The organism is Streptomyces sp. SA15 (assembly GCF_002291145.1).
GTDB lineage: Bacteria > Actinomycetota > Actinomycetes > Streptomycetales > Streptomycetaceae > Streptomyces.
Genome location: NZ_NTGE01000110.1, coordinates 30,012 through 54,136 on the forward strand (window position 1 = coordinate 30,012; position 24,125 = coordinate 54,136).

Genomic DNA, 24,125 nt, shown 5'->3' on the forward strand with positions numbered 1-24,125 from the left:
ACACAGTCGTGACCACTCCCGCGAAGAGCGACGGCACCGAGGCGAAGGCCTCAGGCGCGGCCACCCTCACCAAGGACGCCGCCCCCGGCGAGATCCTGCTGAAGGTGACCGGGCTCCAGAAGCACTTCCCGATCAAGAAGGGCCTGCTCCAGCGGCAGGTCGGCGCGGTGCACGCGGTCGACGGCATCGACTTCGAGGTGAAGTCCGGCGAGACGCTCGGCGTCGTGGGTGAGTCCGGCTGCGGCAAGTCCACGATGGGCCGGCTGATCACCCGGCTCCTCGAACCGACTGGCGGCAAGGTCGAGTTCGAGGGCAGGGACATCACGCACCTCGGTGTGGCGGGCATGCGTCCGATGCGCCGCGATATGCAGATGATCTTCCAGGACCCGTACTCGTCGCTGAACCCGCGTCACACCATCGGCACCATTGTCGGCGCCCCCTTCCGGCTGCAGGGCGTCTCGCCCGAGGGCGGCATCAAGAAGGAGGTCCAGCGCCTGCTGTCGGTGGTCGGCCTCAACCCCGAGCACTACAACCGCTATCCGCACGAGTTCTCCGGCGGCCAGCGCCAGCGCATCGGCATCGCCCGCGCGCTCGCGCTCAACCCGAAGCTCGTGGTGGCCGACGAGCCGGTCTCCGCGCTCGACGTGTCGATCCAGGCGCAGGTGGTGAACCTGCTGGACGACCTCCAGCAGGAGCTGGGCCTGACGTACGTGATCATCGCGCACGACCTCTCGGTCGTCCGGCACGTCTCGGACCGGATCGCGGTGATGTACCTCGGCAAGATCGTCGAGCTGGCCGACCGCGAGTCGCTGTACCGGGCGCCGATGCACCCGTACACCAAGGCGTTGATGTCGGCGGTCCCGATCCCGGACCCGCGCCGCAAGTCGGCCAAGAGCGAGCGCATCCTGCTCAAGGGCGACGTGCCCTCGCCGATCTCCCCGCCGAGCGGCTGCCGCTTCCACACCCGGTGCTGGAAGGCGACGGAGACCTGCAGGACGACCGAGCCGCCGCTGATCGAGCTGAAGCCCGGCCAGCAGGTCGCCTGCCACCACCCGGAGAACTTCGAGGACCAGGCCCCGCAGGACACGGTGCTGATCACCGCCGCCAAGGAGGCGGCCGCGCTCGTGGCGGACGAGGTGCTGGCGGAGTCGGCGGAGACGTCGGCGGCTGTGGCGGCGGAGGTTGGTGAGGCGCCTGCGACGTCCTCAGGGGAGTCCACTGACGAGTCCGCCGAGAACAAGGCTGAGGCCTCCTCCAAGGAAACCGAGGCTCCCTCCAAGGAACCCGGAGACAAGTAACCCAGCCCCCCAGCCCCGCCTTGCCTTGCAAGGCGGGGCCCCGCATCGCCGTCCTCGCCGAGGTCACCGGCGCGCTCGCGGTCGTCACCGCCTTCGTCCTGCGCCTGCTCGCCATGCGGTTCCACCGCGGTCGTCACCGCCTTCGTCCTGCGCCTGCTCGCCATGCGGTTCCACTGGCGAGCGCCGCGTGCGTGGAACCGGCGGTCGACGGTGTCGGAGGAGTAGCGCCGGTCCGTGGGCGGAGCTGCCCCATCTCCTCGGTCAGCCAACGGAACGCAGGGACCACCTGCGGCCGCCACAGCGCCATGGTGTGCCCGCCCGCGCTCCTCGGGATGTAGACGACGTGTACGGTCGTCGGCGCCTTCGCGCTCTGTTCGAGGGCCACGCCCGCCTCGTAGCCGTCGTGCGGCTGGCCGGAGAGGTACAGGGCGATCCGGGGCGGGGTGCGGGCCTCGCGCAGCAGCAGGAGTGGGTTGTTGGCGTTGCGGAGCACGGGGTTCTGCGCGGCCAGCGAATCGCGTTCGCCGATCGGGTCGTTGTAGCCGGACAGGCTGATCGCGGCCCGGTAGCGGCCGGGGTGGGCGACGGCCAGCTTCGTCGCGCAGTGCGCGCCCGCCGAGTACCCGGCGACCGCCCAGCCCGCGGGCGCGGACTCGGCGCGGAAGTTGTCCATGACCATCGTGGGCACGTCGATGCTGAGCCAGCTGTCGGCGTTCACCGTGCCCGGGATGTTGGCGCAGCCGGTGTCCACCCCGGCCAGCAGGTTGGTGCGCGGGGCGACCAGGATGAACGGCGCGATACGGCCGTCGCGCATCAGCGGCAGCAACTGCTCGTGGGCGTGCAGCGCCCCGAACCAGGCCTTCGCCGAGCCCGGATAGCCCGGCAGCAGCTCCACCACGGGGAACTTGTGGTGCCGGTAGGCGGGTTCGTCGTACTGCGGCGGCAGCCAGACGTAGACCTCGGCGTTCACGCCCGACACCCGGCCCTTGAGCTGCGTGACGCGCACGCCGCCGGCCGCCCGCATGCCGGGCCCGCCGGCCGGCGTGAACGTCTGCCGGACCTTGGGCAGCCGGCGCAGCGCGATGCCGCCGGTGCCGTCGGCGCCCAGGTTCGCGGCCTGCTGGACGTGGTCGCCGGTGCCGAGCAGATCGGCCCAGTTGTCGTACAGATTGTTCTCGTTGTTGACCATCACGAAGACCAGGGCGACGGCGGTGCCCTGGGCGAACAGCAGCATCAGCACCCGGGCCACGGTGCGCAGGGCCTGCGGCCCCCGGATCCGCGACCACAGGGCGAGCGGCAGGACGAGGGCCATGGCGGCCAGCGCGATCAGGGTGTAGAGGAACGACGTCCCGGTGAGGCTCATGTCCTTACAGAGGGCATGGCGGCTCACTCGGGTTGACGGACGAGTACGGACACTTACCGAGAAATTGCCCGCGGCTCACCTGTATCAAGGCTTTCGGCCAAGGCTTTCGGCCCCGAGGCTTTTGCCGACTCCAAAGCTACCGCTTAGTAGTTTCCTGTTGTACCGTTCAGCCATGTCAGAAGCAGCTACCGTGCGGGCCACGATCGGTGACAGCGAGTTCGACCGGGACACCGCGGTCACCCGGCGCGAGCCCGGGGTCTACGACATCGACCTCTCCGCCGGCTGGACGATCCTCGACGCCGTCAACGGCGGCTTTCTGCTGGCCGTCCTCGGCCGCGCACTCGCGGACGCCCTGCCGCACTGCGACCCGTTCACCATCTCGGCGCACTACCTGACGGCGTCCCGGCCCGGCCCGGCGGTCGTGCGCACGGACGTCATACGGACCGGACGCACGCTGTCGACCGGCCAGGCCTCCCTCTTCCAGTACGACGACCAGGGCCGCGAAGTCGAACGCATCCGCGTTCTCGCCTCGTACGGAGACCTGGACGCGCTGCCGGACGACGTCCGTACGACGGCCGAACCGCCCGCGATCCCACCGATGGACCAGTGTTTCGGGCCCGAGGACGGCCCCGCTCCCGTCTCCGACAGCTCGGCGATCGCCGACCGGCTGATGGTCAAGATGGACCCGTCCACCTTGGGCTGGGCGCTCGGTTCGCCGTCCGGCAAGGGGGAGATGCGGGCCTGGTTCGGACTCGCCGACGGCCGTGACGCCGACCCCTTCTCGCTGCTGCTGGCGGTCGACGCGCTGCCGCCGACCGCCTTCGAACTGGGCCTGACCGGCTGGGTTCCGACCGTCGAACTCACCGTGCATGTCCGTTCCCGCCCGGCGCCGGGCCCGCTGCGTGTCTCGATCACCACCCGTAATCTCGCCGGCGGCTTCCTGGAGGAGGACGCCGAGGTCTGGGACAGCGCGGACCGGCTGGTGGCACAGTCGCGGCAGTTGGCACGGGTCAGGCTGGGGTGACGGCGGGCTGACGGCCCCTTGGGTGGGATGCGGCCCCTTGGGTGGGATGCGGCCCCTCGGATGGGATATGGCCCCTCGGGTGGGATTCTGAGGGCGTGAAGTCCGACCGCCTGCTGTCGATCCTGCTGCTCCTGCAGACCCGCGGCCGGGTACCCGCGCACGAACTCGCCGAGCGGCTCGAGGTGTCCGTGCGGACCATCTACCGGGACGTCGAGGCCCTGTCGGCCTCCGGCGTCCCGGTCTACGCCGAACGCGGCCGGCACGGCGGCATCGAGCTGCTCGCCGGGTTCCGTACGGACGTCACGGGCCTGACCGCGGACGAGTCCCGGGCACTGTTCATCCTGGCCGCCCAGGGCGCGCACGCGGCGCTCGGCCTGGACGCGGCACTCGGCTCGGCCCTGCGCAAGGTGATGGCGGCGCTGCCCGCCCCGCACCGCCCGGCCGCCGAGGTCACCTCCCGCCGCGTCCTCGTCGACGCCACGCGCTGGAAGGGCGGCCCGCACAAGGCCGTCGACCTGGACGTGTTGCAGGACGCGGTCTTCGCCGACCGGCGCCTCAGACTGCGCTACCGGCACAGCGACACGAAGGAGCCGCGGACCTACACCGTCGACCCGTACGGCCTCGTCGCCAAGGCGGGCATCTGGTACCTGGTCGCCGACCGGCGGGCGAAGCCCCAGCTCTTCCGCGCCGACCGGGTGCACTCGGCGGCCGTCCTGGACGACCCGGTACGGCGGCGGCCGGACACCGAACTCGCCGACGTCTGGGAGGTCCTGCGCCGTCAGGTCGAGGAACGCCCCGGCGGACTCGACGTCACCGTCCGCGTCCGGCGCGACCGCCTCGACCTGTTCCTGCGCCTGACCGCCGCCTGGCTCGCCTCCCCTCCCGAGGACGACGGTACGAGCGAGTGGGTCACGGCCCGGCTGTCGTACGGCGTCGTCGGCGAGGCCCGCCAACTGCTCATGTTCGCCGACCGCGTGGAGGTCCTCTCCCCGCCGGAAGTGCGCGAGGAACTGGCCGCGGCGGCCGCCTCCGTCACGGAGCTGTACCGGCGGACGGCCGGCGGGCGGGACTGAAATGCCTGGTCAGCGCGGCTGCTTGGGCCGCGCTTTACCCCATTGACAGGCAGACGACAGGGTGGTCCCAAGGACCCCACAAGTGTTGTTGGTTGAGTGCCCGCCTCAGGACTCCCTCATCCTCTTCGGAGCTGGTTCTCATGAAGCGTGCGCGTCTCATCCCCGCCGTGGCCCTGCTGGCCCTCTCGCCGCTGCTGCTCGCGGCCTGCGGTTCGGGCGATACCTCGTCCTCCGGCAGCGGCAACGGGAACTCCGGGCAGCAGCAGGGCTGTCAGACGCCGTCGGGCCGGCCGACCGGCAAGCCGTCGGGAGCTTCTTCAGGGGCGCCGTCCGGTGCCCCGTCAGGTGTTCCCTCGGGTGCTCCGTCAGGTGCCCCGTCGGGCATGTCGAGTGGCGCGCCCGGTGGGGGGCAGGGCGGACCGGGCGGGGGTCAGGGCGGTGGCTGCGGGGGCCCGGGCGGCGGGCAGGGGCAGCAGGCCCAGCAGGGCTGACGGAGGACTTCGTACCTCTACGGCAGGCGGCGCACCCAGCGGGGGTGTGCCGCCTTCTTCTTTCGCGCCGGGTCAGTCCAGCCAGTGGTGACGGCCGATGCTGATCAGCCGGAGCTGGCGTTCCGCCACCTGCGTGACTCGCTCCCGCTCCTCCGGGGATGCCTCCAGCGCCTCCAGGAACAGTGAGGCGGTGATCAGCATCTGATCGACGTACAGGTTGGCGAGCATGAGGAGGTCGTCCTCGTTCCAGCCGGCGGACTCGGGGTCCTTGGCCAGTTCGGCCTTGACCTCCTGGCCGAAACGGGCCAGTTGGTCCCGTATGGCGTCCCGCACCGGCTGAACCCCGCCATGTCGCTCACGGGCGATAAAACGGACATGGGCTGGGTACGCGTTCACGTGGCGGGCGATCAACTCGACGGCGCGCTTGATGCGTTGGTCGCTGTCGTCCGCCGCGGACACCGTCGTCCGGATCATCGGGTGCAGGCTGCTCAGCGCCTCCTCGACCAGGGCCACGCCGAGATCCGCGGTGGAGCGGAAGTGGCGGTAGAAGGCCGTCGGGGCGACGCCGACGGCGCGTGTGACCTCGCGCAGGCCCAGACTGCTCAGGCTCTGCTCCTCCAGCAATCCCAGCGCCGCGTCCAGGAGCGACTGCCGGGTCTTCTGTTTCTGTGCCTGCCGGATGCCGAGGGTGTGACTCATGCCATGCAGTTAACAACTGTTCTCTGTAATTGGAAAGCGGTACGACGCGCTAGACTGGGAAGTCAGTGAACAAGTGTAACTACAACCGTTCACCGAAACGTAACGGAGGGGGATCCCCGACATGCTGTTCCTCGTCGCCGCACTCCTGATGTTCGGCGTCGTCGTGGGCACGGTCGCCCACGCGCCGCTGGGCTTCACCGCCGTGGCCGCCGCCGTGATCGCCGTCTGGCTCGGCATCTTCGCGGTCCGCGAGCGCCACGGACGCCGTAGCGGCCCGTCCACCAACTGACATCCGCCCACTCGAGCCTTCGGGAGCTGATCCGCCATGCAACTCACCGCACCGGCCACCCGCCGCACCGGAATCCGCGACGCCGACGGCATGGCCGTCGCGTCCTTCGTCCTCGGCCTCATCGGCCTCCTCGTCTTCAACGTCTTCCTCGGCCCGATCGCGATCGTCCTGGCGGCGGTGGCGCTGTGGCGGGACACGAACCGTCGGGGCCGGGCGTACCTCGGAATGGGACTGGGCGTCGCCGACCTGCTGGTCCTGGTGGCGTTCATGCAGGCCGACAGCACGGTGTCCTGGAGCTTCTGAGGCGTTCCGCCTTGCGGAACGACTGCCCGACGCCACCAAGCTCCAGTGCGGCCGAGCCGAGGCGCACGGCCCGACCCCACTGCAAGGGCCACGTAGAATCGGCGTCACCATGGCATACCTCGACCACGCCGCGACCACCCCGATGCTCCCCGAGGCAGTCGAGGCACTCACCGCGCACCTGAGCGTCACCGGAAACGCCTCCTCCCTCCACGCATCCGGCCGCCGGGCACGCCGCACGGTGGAGGAAGCCCGCGAAACCCTCGCCGAAGCTCTCGGCGCTCGCCCCAGCGAGATCGTCCTCACCTCCGGCGGCACCGAGGCCGACAACCTCGCCGTCAAGGGCCTGTACTGGTCCCGCCGCGACGGCGACCCGGCCCGCACCCGGGTCCTCGCCAGCCCCGTCGAACACCACGCCGTCCTCGACGCCGTCCACTGGCTCGGCGAACACGAGGGCGCCACGGTCGAGTACCTCCCCGTCGACCGGTACGGCCGCGTCCACCCCGAGGCGCTCCGCGAAGCCATCGCCCGCAACCCCGACGACGTCGCCCTCGCCACGATCATGTGGGCGAACAACGAGATCGGCACGATCCTGCCGGTCCGCGAACTCGCCGACGTCGCCGCCGAGTTCGGCATCCCCCTGCACGCCGACGCCGTCCAGGCCTTCGGCCAGGTCCCCGTCGACTTCGCCGCCTCCGGGCTCGCCGCGATGACGGTGTCGGGTCACAAGATCGGCGGCCCGTACGGCATCGGCGCCCTGGTTCTGGGCCGCGAGTACACCCCCGTCCCCGTCCTGCACGGCGGCGGCCAGGAGCGCCACGTCCGCTCCGGCACCCTCGACGTCCCCGCGGTCGCGTCCTTCGCGGTGGCCGGCCGCCTGGCCGCCGAGCAGCGCGAGTGGTTCGCCCGGGAGATCGGCGCCCTGCGCGACGCCCTGGTCGAGGCGGTCCGTACGGCCGTCCCGGACGCGATCCTCGGCGGCGACCCCGTGGACCGCCTTCCGGCCAACGCCCACTTCACCTTCCCGGGCTGCGAGGGCGACTCCCTGCTCCTCCTCCTGGACGCCCAGGGCATCGAGTGCTCCACCGGCTCCGCCTGCACCGCCGGAGTCGCCCAGCCCAGTCACGTCCTGCTCGCCACCGGCATCGACCCGGACCTGGCCCGCGGCACCCTCCGCTTCTCCCTCGGTCACACCTCCACGGAGGCGGACGTCGAGGCGGTCGCGAAGGCGATCGGCCCGGCGGTGGAACGGGCGCGCGCGGCGGGACTGACGTAAGGGCGCTTACGCGTGAACGCGTAACGGCCGCTCTTACGCGTAAACGCGTGTCGGCCGCTCAGGCCACCGCCGTACGGGCCTTCCGTACGAGCTCCATGTACCGGTCCCAGTCCCAGTGCGGCCCAGGGTCGGTGTGGTCCGTCCCCGGCACCTCCACGTGCCCGATGATGTGCTCGCGGTCGACGGGTATGGCGTAGCGCGCGCAGACCCGGGCCGTGAGCCGCGCCGAGGCCTCGTACATCTCGTCCGTGAAGTCCTGCGGACGGTCCACGAAGCCTTCGTGCTCGATGCCGACACTGCGTTCGTTGTAGTCGCGGTTGCCCGCGTGGTACGCCACGTCCAGCTCGCGGATCATCTGTGTGACGTGCCCGTCCTTGCGGACGATGTAGTGCGAGGCCGCCCCGTGCCCCGGGTCCTGGAACACCTTCACCGCGCTGGCGAAGCTGCCCTGCGTGACATGGATGATCACCATCTCTATGGCGTAGTCGTCGGGGCGGTCGGCGCGCCGCCAGTTCGCCTCCGACGCCGACACCCATCGCGCGCCCGCGTAGTCGACCTCGCCCTCCTTGCGCGGCTTCTCCACACCGGGCGCGCGCCACCACAGGCGTGCCAGCTGGTCACGGGCCAGCACGGCCGTGCCCGCCGCGGCCGCCGTCCCGCCGATCAGCAGGGCACGGCGGCCGATGCGCCGGTCCGCGTCCGCGCCCGTGCGCTTGGCCTTGTCCGTGTCCTTGGATGCTCGTCTCGCCCCCATGTGATCGTGAACGGATATGCGTGGGCTCCGGTTCCCGCGCACCCGTACCCTTGAAGGGTTATGACTGACACCACGCAGCGCTCCCGTCCTCTTCGCGTCCTCGCCGCCATGTCGGGCGGAGTCGACTCCGCCGTCGCCGCCGCCCGCGCGGCCGAGGCGGGCCACGACGTGACCGGCGTCCACCTCGCCCTCTCGGCGAACCCTCAATCGTTCCGCACGGGCGCGCGTGGCTGTTGCACCATCGAGGACTCGCGCGACGCCCGTCGCGCCGCGGACGTCATCGGCATCCCGTTCTACGTGTGGGACCTCGCCGACCGCTTCCGCGAGGACGTGGTCGAGGACTTCGTCGCCGAGTACGAGGCCGGCCGCACACCGAACCCCTGCCTGCGCTGCAACGAGAAGATCAAGTTCGCCGCCCTGCTCGACAAGGCGCTCGCCCTCGGCTTCGACGCGGTCTGCACCGGCCACTACGCCAAGGTGATCTTGCGCGGTGACGGCACTCGCGAGCTGCACCGCGCCTCCGACATGGCCAAGGACCAGTCGTACGTCCTCGGTGTCCTGGACGACCGCCAGCTCGCCCACGCGATGTTCCCGCTCGGCGACACGGTCACCACCAAGGACGAGATCCGCGCGGAGGCCGAGCACCGCGGCCTGGCGGTGGCCAAGAAGCCCGACTCGCACGACATCTGCTTCATCGCCGACGGCGACACCCAGGGCTTCCTAGCCGACCGCCTCGGCAAGGCGGAGGGCGACATCGTCGACGAGTCCGGCGCCAAGCTGGGCACGCACGAGGGCGCGTACGGCTTCACCATCGGCCAGCGCAAGGGCCTCAGGATCGGCACCCCGGCGCCCGACGGCAAGCCGCGCTACGTCCTCGACATCTCCCCGGTGGACAACACGGTGACGGTCGGCCCGGCCGCCGCCCTGGACGTCAGCGCGCTCACCGCCGTCAAGCCCCGCTGGTGCGGCGCCGCCCCGACCGGCCCCGGCACCTACACGGCCCAGCTCCGCGCCCACGGCGGCGAGACGGAGGTCACCGCCGAACTGGTCGACGGCGACCTCCAGGTGCGCTTCACCGAGCCGGTCCGCGGCGTGGCCCCCGGCCAGGCGATCGTGCTGTACGACGGCACGCGCGTGGTCGGCTCGGCGACGATCGCGTCGACGCGGCGGGCGACGGCCGGGGTGGCCTGACCCCCGCCAACGGGTCGCTGTCGGGTGTCGCTATCGGGTGTCGCTACTGGGTGAAGAACTCTGCCAGCACCGGCGCCAGGACGTTCGGATCCACCATGTGGGTCTGACCCTCCAGCGTCCGGTACGAGCCCTCCGGTGCCGCCTGAGCGACCGCCTGCGCGGCCTCGCGCATCCATGCGGGGCTCGCGTCGCCCGCCATGGCCAGCACGGGGACGGTGATCGAGGCCAGCCGCTCCCGGGGCACCCGGCCGTCGCCCATCACGGCGTCGTCGTAGGCGAGGCTCGGCGCGATGGCCTCCATGCCGGCCCACATGGGGGAGTGGCGGGCACCCTGGATCATCTCCTCGGCCAGCCCGGTCAGCCTCAGGAACAGCTCGACCGCGTCGCCGCGCCGCCCCTGTGCGAGCGCCTCGGTCAGGTGCTCGGTGTACTCGGCGCGCTCTTTCAGACCGCCCTCGTACACCGCGAACGGCACCTCGTACACGGCGACCCGGCTCACCGGCAGCCCGCTCGCCGCCGCGTGCAGTGCCAGCGCACCGCCCGAGGAGACGCCGTACAACGCCGCCTCGCCGCCCACCGCGTCGATCAGCGCCGCGAGGTCCTCTACCTCACGGGCGACCGCGTAGGGGGCCGTGTCGCCGCTCTCGCCCCGGCCCCGGCGGTCGTACGAGACCACGCTGAAGCGGTCGGACAGGGGCCCGGCCAGCGGCGCCACGGTGGCCCCTGTGGACATGGCCCCGCTGATGAGGATGACCGCCGGACCCTGACCGGTGCGCTGGTACGCGAGGGAAGTGCCGTCGCGTGAAGTCGTCTTCTTGTCCATGTCTGTGAAGACTGCCCCACGACGGCGTATTAATCGGTCACAACACTTCTATTGGGACCCCTATGGGACCTCTATGAGGACACTTCCACTTCGTAGAAGCAAAGGTGGTCCTTGATCTCGGCGACGTCGGGCTTGGGCTCGGGATACGCCCACACCAGGTCCGCCGCGTCCGGCAGGGACCAGTAGGACGCGGTGCCCTTGAACGGGCAGTACGTGTGCGTGTCGGAGGGGGTCAGCAGGTCCAGTCGTACGTCGTCGGCGGGGATGTAGTACCGCACCGGACAGCCCGTCTCCCGCAGGAGGAGGGGGCGGTCGCTCTCCGCCAGCACCTGGTCGCCATGGACGACCCGTACGCGCTGGGTGCCCTGCTCGATCGTGATCGTGTGTCCTTCGGCCATACCCGGACAGCACTCGCGGGCCGCCGGTTCTTCCCGCGTACGGTGACTCCATGCGAATCTGCGTCTTCCTCTCCGCCGCCGACCTGGACGACCGATACACCCGCCCCGCGCGGGAGTTCGCGAAACTGATCGGCAAGGGCGGGCACACCCTGGTCTGGGGCGGTTCGGACGTCGGGCTGATGAAGGTGGTCGCCGATGGGGTGCAGGAGGCGGGTGGGCGGCTCTGCGGAGTCTCTGTGGACTTCCTGGCGGCCAAGGCGCGGCAGGGTGCCGACGAGATGGTCGTCGCGCGGGATCTGGCCGAGCGGAAGAAGCTCCTCCTGGAGAACGCCGACGCCGTGGTGATCATGGTGGGCGGCACCGGCACGCTCGACGAGGCCACCGAGATCCTGGAACTGAAGAAACACGGGCACACCGACAAGCCGGTGGTGCTGCTCAACACCGCGGGTTTCTACGACGGCCTCAAGGAGCAGTTCCGCCGCATGGAGGACGAGGGCTTCCTGCCCCGGCCGCTGACCGACCTGGTGTTCTTCGCGGAGGAGCCGGTGGGGGCGCTGGCGTATCTGGAGGAGAGCCGGGGCGTCGAATGACGCGTCTGCGATGCGGCCGCGTGTGATGCGAGCATGGCGGACATGGCTACTCATGTGATCACCGGGGCGGGTTCCGGCATCGGCGCGGCCGTGGCCCGCCGGCTGCACGCGCGCGGGGACGACCTCGTGCTGCACGCGCGCGACGCGGGCCGTGCGAAGGAGCTCGCGGCGGCGTTCCCCGGCGCGAAGACGCTGGTCGGCGATCTGGCGGACCCCGACAGGCTCTCCTGGGCGTTCTCGCACCAGACGCTTCCCGACCGGGTGGACTCCCTGCTGCACATCGCCGGCGTGGTCGACCTCGGCCCGGTCGGTGAACTGACCCCGAAGTCCTGGCGCCACCAGCTCAACGTCAACCTGATCGCCCCCGCCGAACTGACCCGCCACTTCCTGCCCCAACTCCGCGCCGCCCGCGGCCACGTGGTGTTCGTGAACTCGGGCGCGGGCCTGAACGCCCACGCCGACTGGTCGGCGTACGCCGCGTCGAAACACGGCCTGAAGGCCCTGGCGGATTCCCTGCGGCACGAGGAGCACGGCAACGGCGTCCGCGTCACCTCGGTCTACCCCGGCCGCACCGCGAGCCCCATGCAGGCGAAGGTCCACCAGCAGGAGGGCAAGCAGTACGACCCGTCGAAGTGGATCGACCCGGAGTCGGTGGCGACGACGATCCTGATGGCCCTGGACCTGCCGAGGGACGCGGAAATCAACGACGTGACGGTACGCCCGGGCCGCTGACTGAGGGCTCCGCCCCCAGACCCCAGGCCTATGCCCACCCACCACCCGTCTCGCTTGGATGAATGGTCAGCCACATCCAGCCTGTCCGGCGTTTGAGGACGAGGCCGTTCAGGCCGACGGGGGTCCAGGGGGCGGAGCCCCCTGGCGGGGTCGAAGGGGCGGAGCCCCTGGGATGGGACGGGTAGGGGAGGCGGGGGCGAGAAACCGAGGGCCCGCACCAGAGCACACCGCACCCGACAACCTACGTAGGCTTCCAAACGTGAACGAAACCTTCAGCTTCGGCCCCGCCACCGGCATCGGCTCCCTCCCCGGAGCCGACGCCCGCGAGGCCGCCAAGACCGCGACCGGCACCTTCGAGGACTTCCCCTTCCTCCCCGAGCTCCCCGCCCGCGGCCCTGGCGCGGACATGATCGGCCGGACCGCGGGGATGCTCGTCGAGCTGTACGCGCGCGTGGAGCCCAGCGGCTGGCGAATCGGCGACCGCCCGGGCCGGGACACCAAGCGAGCCCGCTCCTGGCTCGGCGAGGACCTCGACGCGCTGGAGGAGTTCACCCAGGGCTACGAGGGCCCGTTGAAGGTACAGGCCGTGGGCCCCTGGACGCTGGCCGCCAACCTGGAGCTGAAGAACGGCGAGGCCGCGCTCTGCGACCCCGGCGCCTGCCGTGACCTCGCCGCCTCCCTCACCGAGGGCCTGCGGCTCCACCTCGCCGAGACACAGCGCCGCGTCCCCGGCGCGAAGCTGGTGCTCCAGCTCGACGAGCCGTCCCTCACCCCCGTACTGCGCGGCCAGGTGAGGACCGCCAGCGGCTACCGCACCCACCGCGCCGTCGACCGGCAGATCATCGAGGCCACGCTCCGCGACGTCATCGGCGTGCACGAGGGCGGACCGGCGGTCGTCCACTCGTGCGCCCCGGACGTCCCGTTCGCCCTGCTGCGTCGGGCCGGCGCGGCGGCCATCTCCTTCGACTTCGCGCTCCTCACCGAGCGTGACGACGACGTGATCGGCGAGGCGGTGGAAGGGGGGACCCGGCTCTTCACCGGCGTTGTGCCGACCACGGACGGCCGATTGTCAGACCCTGCCGGTAGCGTCATGGGTGTCAGAACGCTGTGGCGCAGGCTGGGGCTGCATCCGGGGCTTCTCGCGGACGCGGTCACGGTCACTCCGTCGTGCGGACTCGCGGGGGCTTCCCCCGGGTACGCACGCGAGGCCCTCGCCCATTGCGTCCGGGCGGCGAGATCCCTCGCGGACAACCCTGAGTAACGGGAGGACAATACGGTGGCCGGCGAAAAGCAAGCGGAGACGACGGTGCCCGTCGAGGCACGGGAGAAGCACGCGCAGCTCGCTGAGCAGATCGAGGAGCACCGCTTCCGGTACTACGTGAAGGACGCTCCCGTCATCAGCGACGCGGAGTTCGACAAGCTCCTGCGCACCCTGGAGGCGCTGGAGGAGGAGCACCCCGAGCTGCGCACGCCCGACTCGCCGACCCAGAAGGTCGCGGGCGCGTACGCGACGGAGTTCACGGCCGTCCAGCACCGCGAGCGCATGCTCTCGCTGGACAACGCCTTCAGTGACGAAGAGCTGGCCGCCTGGGCCGAGCGCGTCGCCAAGGACGTCGGCGCGCCCGACTACCACCTGCTGTGCGAGCTCAAGGTCGACGGCCTCGCCGTCAACCTCACGTACCAGCACGGCCGCCTCACGCGCGCGGCGACCCGCGGCGACGGCCGTACGGGCGAGGACATCACGCCCAACGTCCGTACGATCGCGGAGATCCCGGACCGCTTGAAGGGCGACCGCATCCCGGAGTTCGTGGAGATCCGCGGCGAGGTCTACTTCCCGATGGAGAAGTTCCAGGAGCTCAACGCCCGCCTGGTCGAGGCCGGCGACAAGCCCTTCGCCAACCCGCGCAACGCGGCGGCCGGTTCGCTGCGCCAGAAGGACCCGCGCGTCACCGCCACCCGCCCCCTGCACATGGTCGTCCACGGCATCGGCGCCCTGCAGGGCTTCGACGGCATGACCCGTCTCTCCCAGGCGTACGACCTGCTGAAGGCCTGGGGCCTGCCCACCTCCCGGCACAACAAGGTGGTCGACGGCCTCGACGGCGTACGGGAGTTCATCGCGTACTACGGCGAGAACCGCCACTCCGTGGAGCACGAGATCGACGGCGTGGTCGTCAAGCTGGACGAGATCCCGCTCCAGGGACGGCTGGGCTCCACCTCCCGCGCCCCGCGCTGGGCGATCGCGTACAAGTACGCGCCGGAGGAGGTCAACACCAAGCTCATCAACATCCGCGTGGGCGTGGGCCGTACGGGCCGGGTCACGCCGTACGCCCAGGTCGAGCCGGTGACGGTGGCCGGCTCGGAGGTCGAGTTCGCCACCCTGCACAACCAGGACGTCGTCAAGGCCAAGGGCGTCCTCATCGGCGACACCGTGGTGCTGCGCAAGGCCGGTGACGTCATCCCGGAGATCCTCGGACCGGTCGTCGACCTGCGCGACGGCAGCGAGCGCGAGTTCGTGATGCCGAGCGAGTGCCCCGAGTGCGGTACTCCGCTGAGGCCGATGAAGGAGGGCGATGTCGACCTGCGCTGTCCGAACGCCCGTTCCTGCCCTGCCCAGTTGCGCGAACGCCTGTTCTATCTCGCGGGTCGCAAGTCGCTGGACATCGAGCACTTCGGGTACGTCGCCGCGGCCGCCCTCACCAAGCCGCTGGAGCCCGAGGAGCCGCCGCTGAAGGACGAGGGCGATCTGTTCGACCTCACCATCGAACAGCTGCTGCCCATCAAGGCGTACGTCCTCGACCAGGACAGCGGCCTGCCCAAGCGGGACCCGAAGACCGGCGAGGAGAAGGTTGCCACGGTCTTCGCCAACCAGGAGGGCAACCCGAAGAAGAACGCGCTCGCCATGCTGGAGAACATCCAGGTCGCCAAGCAGCGCCCGCTCGCCCGCATCCTCACCGGCCTGTCGATCCGTCATGTCGGCCCGGTCGCCGCCGAGGCGCTGGCCCGCGCCTTCCGTTCGATCGACCGCATCGACCAGGCGAGCGAGGAGGAGCTCAAGAACACCGACGGCGTGGGCGAGATCGTGGCGCGTTCCGTCAAGGAGTGGTTCGCCGAGGACTGGCACCGCGAGATCATCCGTAAGTGGAAGGCGGCAGGCGTCCGTATGGAGGACGAGGGCTCCGGCGAGGACGAGGGCCCCCGCCCGCTCGAAGGGATGACCGTCGTCGTCACCGGCACGCTCGAACACTTCACACGCGACGGAGCGAAGGACGCGTTGCAGACCCGTGGCGCGAAAGTAACCGGTTCTGTTTCGAAGAAGACGTCCTTCGTAATTGTGGGTGACAATCCTGGATCGAAGTACGACAAGGCGATGCAGCTCAAGGTACCTGTTCTGAACGAGGAGGGCTTCAACGTCCTGCTGGAACAGGGCCCGGAGGCGGCGGCCGAAGTCGCGCTTCCGGCACAGGAGTAGCGAGGAGCAGCGGTTGAAGGCCACCCGATCGGCGCATACCAGATGCATATGGGTGGCCGGAGCGCATTCGGGCAACCGCCGACGACCAGTGCCCGTGGAAGCCTTCTGCGGCCTACTGTTGAGATGTGCGCCTGCCGTGCCCAGCTGCGGTTGGGGCATCCCTTTTGTTCTTGAAGGGCCCTTGAAGGACAAAAGGGAAGGGTTTTCCAACGCGGCGCCGCCCAACGGTTGTCGGGTATCGGCCGCGTGGCGTGGGCACCGCCGGCTGTGAGAGGGACGGGAATGGAACCGACCGAGAGCGCCGCCCCGGACTCACGGCTGCGCCTGCGCCGGATGGTCGGCGCATGGCGGGAAAGCCGATGGGCCGGGCGGCCTTCGGAGCGTCCGGGCGCTCAGGGGCGTGCCACCGGACAGTACGTGGCGGGACAGTACACGGCGGCCGAGGGCCTCGGCGCCCCGCAGCTCACCGCGGAACGCGCTTCCGGGCTGCCCGGAGCCGAGGCCGAACGGCACCTGTTCTGGCCCGCCCTGCCCGCGGCGACCGTCGCGGCGGCCGGGTTCGTCCTGGGCGCCGGCTTCTACCGGGCCTTCACCGGCGGCCACGCGCTCTTCCCGTCCGGCACCGTGGGCTGGTCGCTGGCCCTGCTGACCGGTATCATCGTCGGCCACCTGGTGGCGCTCGGCCGCGCCCGCTGGTGGGGCGGCACCGGCTCCGGCGCCGCCCTCACCCTCGCCGTTCTGCTGCTCTACGGCTGGGTGGCCGCCGGCATGGTCAGCCTCACGGTCGTCCTGCTGGTCGGCGTGGCCCGCCGGCACCGCTGGCGACAGGGCGTCCTGCACGGCGCGGTGGACATCCTCGGCATCGGTGCCGGGGCCCTGCTGCTGGGCGCCTTCGGCCGGGTGCCGTCGGTCGAGAACCCCTGGAACCCCGCCAGCTGGACGGTCTACACCGCCTCCGAGGTGGTGCTGGTCGCGGTCGCCTACCTCGCGGTCAGCCGCACCCTGGGCTGGTATCTGCACGCCCCGCGCTCCGGCCTGCCCACGGTCGCCCGTACCGCCCTGGTCAGACAGGGCCTGGTCGCGGTCGCGCTGCTCGGCATCGCACCGCTGATCTGCGTGGTCGCCATCGCCAAGCCCATCCTGCTGCCGCTGTTCGCCATCCCCCTCATCGCCCTCGACTCCACCCTGTGGATAGCCAGGGCCCGGGCCGAGGAGCAGCTGCGTGATCCACTGACCGGGCTTCCCAACCGGCAGTGGCTGCTGGAGCGCATCTGGACCGCCCTGGACGACGCCGAGCGCATCGGTGCCCGCGCCGCGCTGATGCTGATCGACCTCGACCGTTTCCGCTCGGTCAACGACACACTGGGGCACCTGGCCGGTGACCGGCTGCTGCTCCAGATAGCCGACCGGCTCCGAGTGGCACTGCCGCGCGGTGCCGAGGCCGCACGGCTGGGCGGCGACGAGTTCGCAGTCTTACTACCCGTCGCCGACTCCACGACCTCCGCGACCCGGGTCGCCCGTGGCCTCGTCGCCGCCCTGAGCTCGCCGCTCGACCTCGACGGCCTCACCCTCGTGCTGGAGGCCAGCGCCGGAGTCGCCGTCTTCCCCGACCATGCCCTCGACGCCGAGGGGCTGCTGCGCCGGGCGGACGTGGCGATGTACCAGGCGAAGCGGGACCGTACCGGCGTCGAGGTCTACGAGTCCAAGCGGGACTCCAACACCCCGGACCGGCTCGGTCTGCTCGGCGATCTGCGCCGGGCCCTGGACGCGCACGAGGTCCAACTGCACTACCAGCCCAAGGTCCGCTTCGACGGACAGGTGGCCGGCCTGGAGGCCCTGGTCCGCTGGGTGCACCCCGAGCGCGGCAAGGTCCCGCCGGACGAGTTCATCGCCATCGCCGAGTCGTCCGGCCTGATGCCCCATCTCACGGAGTACGTCCTGGAGACGGCCCTCGGCCAGGTCGCCGAGTGGCGCTCGCAGGGGCTGTTCGTCCCGGTCGCGGTCAACGTCTCCCCGCGCGATGTGCACACCCCCGGTTTCGCGGGCTCCGTCGCCGCCCGCCTCGCCCGCCACGGCGTCCCCGCGGGAGCGCTCCAACTGGAGATAACGGAACACGTCCTCCTGGAGGACCCGCAGCGCGCCGCCGATACCCTCGCCGGGCTGACCGGCCACGGCGTGAAGATGTCCCTGGACGACTTCGGCACCGGCTACTCCTCGCTGGTGCATCTACGGCGACTGCCGGTGAGCGAGCTGAAGATCGACCGCTCGTTCGTGGCCCGGCTGGCCGTCGACACCGAGGACGCGGAGATCGTCCGCTGCACGGTGGACCTGGCGCACTCCCTGGGCCTCCTCGTGGTCGCGGAGGGCGTCGAGGACGACGAGACCTGGGAGCGGCTGAGGGACCTGGGCTGTGACGCCGTACAGGGCTGGCTGGTCGCGGCGGCGATGCCGCCGGAGGAGACGACGGCGTGGCTGCGGGCGCGGGGGTCGCGGGGGTGGCAGCGGCCGCAGCGGCCGAGGGCGGCTCTGCCGGCCGCGGAGTGACTCCGGGCGGGCATGCCGAGACAGCACACCTCGGCCTCAGCTCGTCCCTGCCGTGAAGTGGGCGAACAGCAGGGCCAGCCTGCGTTCGTGTGCCTCCTCCGGCAGGCGGCCGCTGCGCATCAGGGTCACCAGGCCGTGCAGGCCCGCCCAGTACGTCTCCGACAGCAGGCCGAGGTGGTCGCCCTCGGCGGCGATCGGTGCCACTGCCCGGGCCAGCTCTCCGAAGGCCTCCTGAAGAGCGGCCGGGGCCTCTTCCGTGGCGAACGGCAGGTCCACGGTGTGCGTGACCATCACCGCGTGCACCCTGGCCGTCGTGCTCGACCTGTTCGTCGTGTTCAGTCGTGTTCATCGGGGTCCGGTTCCTGCTCCAGCCCCGCCTCCACCGGCTACGGCGTGCCGGCCAAGCCGGACGGCGACGCCGCCTACCTCACGATCAAGGGCCTCAGGGACGGCACCTTCGGCCTCCTGGTCCTGGCCCTGCTCGCCTTCGCCGGAGCCCGTGCCGAGGCCTGGTTCATGCTCGCCGTGGCGATCGTGCCGCTCGGCGACACCCTGACAGTGCTGCGCCACGGCGGCACCAAGGCCGTGGCCTTCGGGATCCACTTCGCCACGGCCGTCGTCGTACTGATCAGTGCCGCACTGCTCTTCGCCGTCTGAGAGCGAGGTGCTGGGACAAGGCGCTGGGACGAGTCGCTGGGAAACCGTTTAACGGGCAGGGGCCCCCGCCCCATAGGATTGGCCCCAAACCACACACTCTCACCCCAGAGGATCGCTGCATGCCTGGCATCACGCGCGAGGAGGTCGCCCACCTCGCCCGGCTGGCGCGTCTGGAGCTGAAGCCCGAAGAGCTCGACCACTTCGCGGGACAGCTGGACGACATCATCGGCGCGGTCGCCCGCGTCAGTGAGGTCGCCGACCAAGACGTACCGCCGACCTCGCACCCGCTCCCGCTGACGAACGTCATGCGCGCGGACGAGGTCCGTCCGTCGCTCACCCCCGAGCAGGCGCTCTCCGGCGCCCCGGCCCAGGAGCAGCAGCGTTTCAAGGTGCCGCAGATCCTGGGGGAGGACTAACACCACCATGACGGCCAATAAGATCGAATACTGCATCAAACTCACCGCCGCCGAGACCGCCGCGAAGATCGCCTCCGGCGAGCTCACCGCGGTCGAGGTCACCGAGGCCCACCTGGCCCGCATCGAGGCCGTCGACGAGAAGGTGCACGCCTTCCTGCACGTCGACCGTGAGGGCGCCCTGGCCCAGGCCCGCGCCGTCGACGAGAAGCGGGCCAAGGGGGAGAAGCTGGGACCGCTGGCCGGCGTTCCCCTCGCGCTCAAGGACATCTTCACCACCGAGGGCGTTCCGACGACCGTCGGTTCGAAGATCCTCGAGGGCTGGATCCCGCCGTACGACGCCACGGTCACCAAGAAGCTGAAGGCCGCCGACGTCGTCATCCTCGGCAAGACCAACATGGACGAGTTCGCCATGGGGTCGTCGACGGAGAACAGCGCCTACGGGCCTACCGGCAACCCCTGGGACCTCACCAAGATCCCCGGCGGTTCCGGCGGCGGTTCGAGCGCGGCGCTCGCCTCCTTCCAGGCGCCCCTCGCCATCGGCACCGACACCGGCGGCTCGATCCGCCAGCCGGCCGCCGTCACCGGCACGGTCGGCGTCAAGCCGACGTACGGCGGCGTCTCCCGCTACGGCATGGTGGCGTTCTCGTCCTCCCTCGACCAGGGCGGCCCCTGCGCCCGTACGGTCCTGGACGCGGCCCTCCTCCACGAGGTCATCGCCGGGCACGACCCGCTCGACTCCACCTCCATCGACGCCCCGGTCCCGCCGGTCGTCGAGGCCGCCCGCAACGGCAGCGTCGTCGGCATGCGCGTCGGCGTCGTCAAGCAGTTCCGCGGCGAGGGCTACCAGGCCGGCGTCATCCAGCGCTTCGACGAGTCCGTGGCCCTCCTCAAGGAGCTGGGCGCGGAGATCGTCGAGCTGGACTGCCCGTCCTTCGACCTGGCCCTGTCGGCGTACTACCTGATCGCCCCGTCCGAGTGCTCCTCCAACCTCGCCCGCTTCGACGGCCTGCGCTACGGCCTGCGGACCGGCGACGACGGCACGCACTCCGCCGAGGAGGTCACTTCCCTCACCCGTGAGGCGGGCTTCGGCCCGGAGGTCAAGCGCCGCATCATGCTCGGCACGTACGCGCTGTCGAGCGGCTACTACGACGCGTACTACGGGTCCGCCCAGAAGGTCCGCACGCTCATCACGCGCGACTTCGAGAAGGCCTTCGAGCAGGTGGATGTGATCGTCTCGCCGACCACGCCCACCACCGCCTTCCCGATCGGCGAGCGCGCCGACGACCCGATGGCGATGTACCTCGCCGACCTGTGCACCATCCCGACCAACCTGGCGGGCAACGCGGCCATGTCGCTGCCGTGCGGTCTCGCCCCGGAGGACAACCTCCCGGTCGGCCTGCAGATCATCGCCCCCGCGCTGAAGGACGACCGTCTCTACAAGGTCGGCGCCGCCGTCGAGGCCGCCTTCGTGGAAAGGTGGGGCCACCCGCTGATCGAGGAGGCTCCGTCGCTGTGAGTGCACTGACCAAGGCCAAGGGCTTCAAGAAGTCCAAGTCCGGCACGTACCTGTCCATGGCCGGGACCGCGTTCGGCGCGATCGGCGTCGCCAAGCGGCTCAAGAAGGCCCGCGCCGAGAAGGACACGCTGGTCCTGATCGACGCCACCGTGTCCGCCGTCGCGATCGTCACCGGCCTCGCCATCCTGTACCGCGAGCTGAAGCGGCTGGGCGACGACGACGTCCTGCTGGGCTGAGAGGGAAGTTTCACCGTGACCACCACGACCGACCTGGTGTCGTACGAGGACGCGCTGGCGTCGTACGACCCCGTCATGGGCCTCGAGGTCCATGTCGAACTCGGCACCAAGACGAAGATGTTCTGCGGCTGTTCGACCGCGCTCGGTGCCGACCCGAACACCCAGACCTGCCCCACCTGCCTCGGCATGCCCGGCTCGCTCCCGGTCGTCAACGCGGCCGGAGTCGAGTCAGCCATCAAGATCGGTCTCGCGCTGAACTGCGAGATCGCCGAGTGGTGCCGCTTCGCCCGGAAGAACTACTTCTATCCGGACATGCCGAAGAACTTCCAGACCTCCCAGTACGACGAGCCGATCGCCTTCAACGGCTACCTCGACGTGCAGTTGGAGGACGGGGAGACCTTCCGCGTGGAGATCGAGCGTGCCCACATGGAGGAGGACACCGGCAAGTCCACCCACGTGGGCGGCGCGACGGGCCGTATCCACGGCGCCTCGCACTCGCTGCTGGACTACAACCGCGCCGGCATCCCGCTGATCGAGATCGTCACCAAGCCGATCGTCGGCGCGGGCGAGCGTGCGCCCGAGGTGGCGAAGGCGTACGTCCGTGAGCTGCGCGAGCTCATCAAGGCGCTCGGCGTCTCCGAGGCCCGTATGGAGATGGGCCAGATGCGCTGTGACGTGAACCTGTCGCTGATGCCGAAGGGCAGCGACAAGTTCGGCACGCGGTCCGAGACGAAGAACGTGAACTCGCTGCGGTCCGTGGAGCGCGCGGCCCGCTACGAGATCCAGCGGCACGCGGCCGTACTGAGCGGCGGCGGGACGATCGTCCAGGAGACCCGGCACTTCCACGAGGACACCGGGTCGACGACCTCGGGCCGCGTGAAGGAGGAGGCCGAGGACTACCGGTACTTCCCCGAGCCGGACCTGGTGCCGGTGGCCCCCACGCGCGAGTGGGTCGAGGAGATCCGTTCCGCCCTGCCGGAGCTGCCGCTGGTCCGCCGCAACCGGCTGCGCGAGGAGTGGGGCATCAGCGCCGTCGACATGCAGGCGATCCTCAACGCCGGTGCGCTGGAGCCGATCGTCGCCACGATCGACGCCGGTGCCGACGCGGCCTCCGCCCGCAAGTGGTGGATGGGTGAACTCGCCCGCAGCGCCAACGAGTCGGGCAAGGCGCTGGACGAACTGGCGATCACGCCGGAGCAGGTCGCCCGGGTCACCAAGCTGGTGGCCTCCGGCGATCTGAACGACAAGCTGGCACGGCAGGTCATCGAAGGCGTCCTCGCGGGCGAAGGCACCCCGGACGAGGTCGTCGACAAGCGCGGTCTGAAGGTCGTCTCCGACGAGGGCGCGCTCACCGCCGCCGTCGACGAGGCCATCGCCGGCAACCCGGCCATCGCGGACAAGATCCGCGCCGGCAAGGTGGCCGCGGCCGGCGCCCTGGTCGGCGCGGTCATGAAGGCCACGCGCGGTCAGGCGGACGCGGCCCGTGTGAAGGAGCTGATTCTGCAGAAGCTGGGCGTCAGCGAGGGCTGAGACCCGTGGTACGGCCCCGGAGACCTGGTCTCCGGGGCCGTACTGTCACTTACGGCGTCCCACGATCCGGGCGAAGCCGAGCACGTGCTCCACGTCGGCGTGCATCAGGTCGACCGACCAGCGGGCCATGTCCGCCATGAACTCGCTGGTGCTCTCCTCGGCGCACACCTCGCTCCACAGCAGCCAGTCGCGCCAGCCGTCCTGAAGCCAGTCGGCCGTCTCGACCTCTACGGCCCCGCTGCGCGTCCACAGCCGCCGCCACCAGGCGGGGGAGTGGAACGCCCAGAAGCCCGGATCCTTCTCCCAGTACTCCTTCAGGTGCGCCGGCGGTTCGTCGCCCTCCAGCTCCTCCCGCAGCGCCGGCATCACGACCCCGATCCGCCCGCCCGGCTTCAGCAGCCGGGTCAGCGTGGGCAGGTACAGGTCATTGGTGCCGAAGTACTGGTACGCGTCGACGGAGACGATCGCGTCGAAGCTCCCCTCGCCGAACGGCAGGTCGTGCGCCTCCGCGAACACGGGCAGGACGCGGTCCGCGACGCCGGCCTCGGCGATACGGGCCGCGTTCTCGTCGGGCTTCACCCACAGGTCGGCGGCGGTGACCTGGACGTCGTACTCCCTGGCGAGGAAGACGGACGTCATGGCGCGGCCGCAGCCGAGGTCGAGGACGCGCGCGCCGGGGCGCAGCTCCTCGAGGCCCAGCGCGGGGGCCAGCCACTCCAGCAGCCACAGCGCGTGCGGGCCCATCTGGTTCTCGATGGTCCAGCGGGCGCCGTAGCGGTTGCTGCGCGACCAGCGCGGGTGGGTCAGACGCTCGGTGAGGCGGTCAGTCGAGGTCCTTCGTGTGATGTCTGACATCGGTGAACGGGCTCCTTGAGTCCTTCGTAGGGGAAAGAGATGCGTAGGAGCTCGGTCGGACCTTCAAACAATGCACCTGCTTCGGTCGGCGGCGATGAGCCGGGAACGGCGGACGCCGGGAAGCTAGCAGCCGTGCTGCCGTCCCGCATCCGATTTGTTCAGCGGGACGCGCTACGCTCCCCCGCCATGAGCGGACGCGGTGATTCCGAGACATCCCAGATCCACGGGGACATACAGGAGGACCACGTGGATCCGGCGCAGGACGCGCGGCGGGCCCGCTGGACGGCGGCCGGTACCGGGGCGCTGCTGGCCCTCGCGGGCCTGGCCGCGTCGACGCTCCGCTTCACCGGTTCCGCACCGACCCTCGTCCCGGCCGCCTACGCGGTCGGCGCCGCCGTATGCGCGCTCGCGTCGGTCCTCGGGTCACGGGGGCGGACCAGGCGCGCTCTGTGGCTACTGATCGCCGGGGCGATGGTGATGGCCTTGGGAGACCAGTTCGACTGAGGTGACAGAGTTCCCGTTACTGTCCTGTGATCTGGCTCCCACTCGTGTGAATAAACCCACGAACGGCGCAAACGATCACATTCGCCTGCGAGAGTTG

General features: G+C 70.6%; 24 protein-coding genes and 1 pseudogene. 18 read left to right on the top strand and 7 right to left on the bottom strand.

Annotation, left to right across the window (positions count from 1 at the left end; all coding sequences use genetic code 11):
- The first annotated feature begins 8 nt into the window (after nucleotides 1-8).
- Nucleotides 9-1,298 (top strand): dipeptide ABC transporter ATP-binding protein, encoded by a 1,290-nt coding sequence (locus CLM62_RS24725; protein WP_257004070.1) that lies wholly within the window; start codon nucleotides 9-11, stop codon nucleotides 1,296-1,298.
- A 133-nt stretch (nucleotides 1,299-1,431) separates the two neighbouring features.
- On the opposite strand, the gene CLM62_RS50205 is transcribed toward CLM62_RS24725, so the two are convergent.
- Nucleotides 1,432-2,661: an esterase family protein gene (locus CLM62_RS50205; RefSeq protein ID WP_107483819.1), complete on the bottom strand. Its 1,230-nt coding sequence runs from the start codon at nucleotides 2,659-2,661 to the stop codon at nucleotides 1,432-1,434.
- Nucleotides 2,662-2,833: 172 nt separating this feature from the next.
- Between CLM62_RS50205 and CLM62_RS24735 the strand changes: the two genes are divergently transcribed.
- Nucleotides 2,834-3,685 (top strand): thioesterase family protein, encoded by an 852-nt coding sequence (locus CLM62_RS24735; protein ID WP_095752101.1) that lies wholly within the window; start codon nucleotides 2,834-2,836, stop codon nucleotides 3,683-3,685.
- Nucleotides 3,686-3,780: 95 nt separating this feature from the next.
- A complete protein-coding gene (locus CLM62_RS24740; protein ID WP_095752102.1) occupies nucleotides 3,781-4,758 on the top strand; it encodes a YafY family protein in 978 nt (325 codons plus the stop codon).
- A 563-nt stretch (nucleotides 4,759-5,321) separates the two neighbouring features.
- On the opposite strand, the gene CLM62_RS24750 is transcribed toward CLM62_RS24740, so the two are convergent.
- The gene (locus tag CLM62_RS24750) at nucleotides 5,322-5,948 is read right to left on the bottom strand and encodes a TetR family transcriptional regulator (RefSeq protein WP_095752104.1); all 627 of its coding nucleotides are present in this window, start codon (nucleotides 5,946-5,948) and stop codon (nucleotides 5,322-5,324) included.
- 121 nt (nucleotides 5,949-6,069) lie between these two features.
- Here CLM62_RS24750 and CLM62_RS50210 point away from each other — a divergent pair, with 121 nt between their 5' ends.
- The 3 genes from CLM62_RS50210 to CLM62_RS24765 all read left to right on the top strand — a co-directional run bounded on the left by CLM62_RS50210 (nucleotide 6,070) and on the right by CLM62_RS24765 (nucleotide 7,813).
- The gene (locus CLM62_RS50210) at nucleotides 6,070-6,237 is read left to right on the top strand and encodes a hypothetical protein (protein ID WP_095752105.1); all 168 of its coding nucleotides are present in this window, start codon (nucleotides 6,070-6,072) and stop codon (nucleotides 6,235-6,237) included.
- Nucleotides 6,238-6,273: 36 nt separating this feature from the next.
- Complete coding sequence (locus tag CLM62_RS24760; protein WP_095752106.1) at nucleotides 6,274-6,540, top strand: DUF4190 domain-containing protein; 267 nt, start codon at nucleotides 6,274-6,276, stop codon at nucleotides 6,538-6,540.
- A gap of 109 nt (nucleotides 6,541-6,649) precedes the next feature.
- Nucleotides 6,650-7,813, top strand: coding sequence for a cysteine desulfurase family protein (locus CLM62_RS24765; protein ID WP_095752107.1), 1,164 nt, complete (start codon nucleotides 6,650-6,652; stop codon nucleotides 7,811-7,813).
- Between the two features lie 58 nt (nucleotides 7,814-7,871).
- On the opposite strand, the gene CLM62_RS24770 is transcribed toward CLM62_RS24765, so the two are convergent.
- Nucleotides 7,872-8,567 (bottom strand): N-acetylmuramoyl-L-alanine amidase, encoded by a 696-nt coding sequence (locus CLM62_RS24770; RefSeq protein ID WP_095752108.1) that lies wholly within the window; start codon nucleotides 8,565-8,567, stop codon nucleotides 7,872-7,874.
- A 60-nt stretch (nucleotides 8,568-8,627) separates the two neighbouring features.
- Here CLM62_RS24770 and mnmA point away from each other — a divergent pair, with 60 nt between their 5' ends.
- Nucleotides 8,628-9,758 carry a tRNA 2-thiouridine(34) synthase MnmA gene (gene mnmA, locus CLM62_RS24775; RefSeq protein WP_095752109.1) on the top strand — a complete coding sequence of 377 codons (1,131 nt, stop codon included), beginning with the start codon at nucleotides 8,628-8,630 and terminating at the stop codon, nucleotides 9,756-9,758.
- A 43-nt stretch (nucleotides 9,759-9,801) separates the two neighbouring features.
- Here the strand turns inward: mnmA and CLM62_RS24780 are convergent, their stop codons facing one another.
- Nucleotides 9,802-10,581, bottom strand: a complete 780-nt coding sequence (locus CLM62_RS24780; RefSeq protein ID WP_095752110.1) for an alpha/beta fold hydrolase — start codon at nucleotides 10,579-10,581, stop codon at nucleotides 9,802-9,804.
- Nucleotides 10,582-10,652: 71 nt separating this feature from the next.
- A complete protein-coding gene (locus CLM62_RS24785; protein WP_095752111.1) occupies nucleotides 10,653-10,979 on the bottom strand; it encodes a DUF427 domain-containing protein in 327 nt (108 codons plus the stop codon).
- Between the two features lie 50 nt (nucleotides 10,980-11,029).
- Between CLM62_RS24785 and CLM62_RS24790 the strand changes: the two genes are divergently transcribed.
- From CLM62_RS24790 to CLM62_RS24810, 5 genes are all read left to right on the top strand, one after another.
- Nucleotides 11,030-11,569 (top strand): TIGR00730 family Rossman fold protein, encoded by a 540-nt coding sequence (locus CLM62_RS24790; RefSeq protein ID WP_095752112.1) that lies wholly within the window; start codon nucleotides 11,030-11,032, stop codon nucleotides 11,567-11,569.
- A gap of 42 nt (nucleotides 11,570-11,611) precedes the next feature.
- Nucleotides 11,612-12,301, top strand: a complete 690-nt coding sequence (locus CLM62_RS24795) for an SDR family oxidoreductase (protein WP_179382214.1) — start codon at nucleotides 11,612-11,614, stop codon at nucleotides 12,299-12,301.
- 259 nt (nucleotides 12,302-12,560) lie between these two features.
- Nucleotides 12,561-13,562: a methionine synthase gene (locus CLM62_RS24800; protein WP_095752114.1), complete on the top strand. Its 1,002-nt coding sequence runs from the start codon at nucleotides 12,561-12,563 to the stop codon at nucleotides 13,560-13,562.
- A 15-nt stretch (nucleotides 13,563-13,577) separates the two neighbouring features.
- The gene (gene ligA, locus CLM62_RS24805) at nucleotides 13,578-15,770 is read left to right on the top strand and encodes an NAD-dependent DNA ligase LigA (protein ID WP_095752115.1); all 2,193 of its coding nucleotides are present in this window, start codon (nucleotides 13,578-13,580) and stop codon (nucleotides 15,768-15,770) included.
- 282 nt (nucleotides 15,771-16,052) lie between these two features.
- The gene (locus CLM62_RS24810; RefSeq protein WP_095752116.1) at nucleotides 16,053-18,314 is read left to right on the top strand and encodes a bifunctional diguanylate cyclase/phosphodiesterase; all 2,262 of its coding nucleotides are present in this window, start codon (nucleotides 16,053-16,055) and stop codon (nucleotides 18,312-18,314) included.
- A 36-nt stretch (nucleotides 18,315-18,350) separates the two neighbouring features.
- On the opposite strand, the pseudogene CLM62_RS24815 reads toward CLM62_RS24810, so the two are convergent.
- A pseudogene (locus tag CLM62_RS24815) lies at nucleotides 18,351-18,605 on the bottom strand (TetR family transcriptional regulator); the annotation flags it as partial.
- A gap of 102 nt (nucleotides 18,606-18,707) precedes the next feature.
- Here CLM62_RS24815 and CLM62_RS24820 point away from each other — a divergent pair.
- The 5 genes from CLM62_RS24820 to gatB all read left to right on the top strand — a co-directional run bounded on the left by CLM62_RS24820 (nucleotide 18,708) and on the right by gatB (nucleotide 22,669).
- Nucleotides 18,708-18,971 carry a DUF4267 domain-containing protein gene (locus CLM62_RS24820; RefSeq protein ID WP_257004072.1) on the top strand — a complete coding sequence of 88 codons (264 nt, stop codon included), beginning with the start codon at nucleotides 18,708-18,710 and terminating at the stop codon, nucleotides 18,969-18,971.
- 119 nt (nucleotides 18,972-19,090) lie between these two features.
- Nucleotides 19,091-19,387, top strand: coding sequence for an Asp-tRNA(Asn)/Glu-tRNA(Gln) amidotransferase subunit GatC (gene gatC, locus CLM62_RS24825; RefSeq protein WP_018531282.1), 297 nt, complete (start codon nucleotides 19,091-19,093; stop codon nucleotides 19,385-19,387).
- Between the two features lie 7 nt (nucleotides 19,388-19,394).
- A complete protein-coding gene (gatA, locus tag CLM62_RS24830; protein WP_179382215.1) occupies nucleotides 19,395-20,903 on the top strand; it encodes an Asp-tRNA(Asn)/Glu-tRNA(Gln) amidotransferase subunit GatA in 1,509 nt (502 codons plus the stop codon).
- Nucleotides 20,900-21,139 (top strand): hypothetical protein, encoded by a 240-nt coding sequence (locus CLM62_RS24835; protein ID WP_003993134.1) that lies wholly within the window; start codon nucleotides 20,900-20,902, stop codon nucleotides 21,137-21,139. Before gatA ends, CLM62_RS24835 begins: the two co-directional genes overlap by 4 nt.
- Nucleotides 21,140-21,154: 15 nt before the next feature.
- Complete coding sequence (gene gatB / locus CLM62_RS24840) at nucleotides 21,155-22,669, top strand: Asp-tRNA(Asn)/Glu-tRNA(Gln) amidotransferase subunit GatB (RefSeq protein WP_095752117.1); 1,515 nt, start codon at nucleotides 21,155-21,157, stop codon at nucleotides 22,667-22,669.
- Between the two features lie 45 nt (nucleotides 22,670-22,714).
- Here gatB and CLM62_RS24845 read toward each other — a convergent pair whose 3' ends face one another.
- Nucleotides 22,715-23,524, bottom strand: coding sequence for a methyltransferase domain-containing protein (locus CLM62_RS24845; protein ID WP_095752118.1), 810 nt, complete (start codon nucleotides 23,522-23,524; stop codon nucleotides 22,715-22,717).
- A gap of 186 nt (nucleotides 23,525-23,710) precedes the next feature.
- Here CLM62_RS24845 and CLM62_RS24850 point away from each other — a divergent pair, with 186 nt between their 5' ends.
- Complete coding sequence (locus tag CLM62_RS24850) at nucleotides 23,711-24,028, top strand: hypothetical protein (protein WP_095752141.1); 318 nt, start codon at nucleotides 23,711-23,713, stop codon at nucleotides 24,026-24,028.
- Nucleotides 24,029-24,125 lie beyond the last annotated feature (97 nt).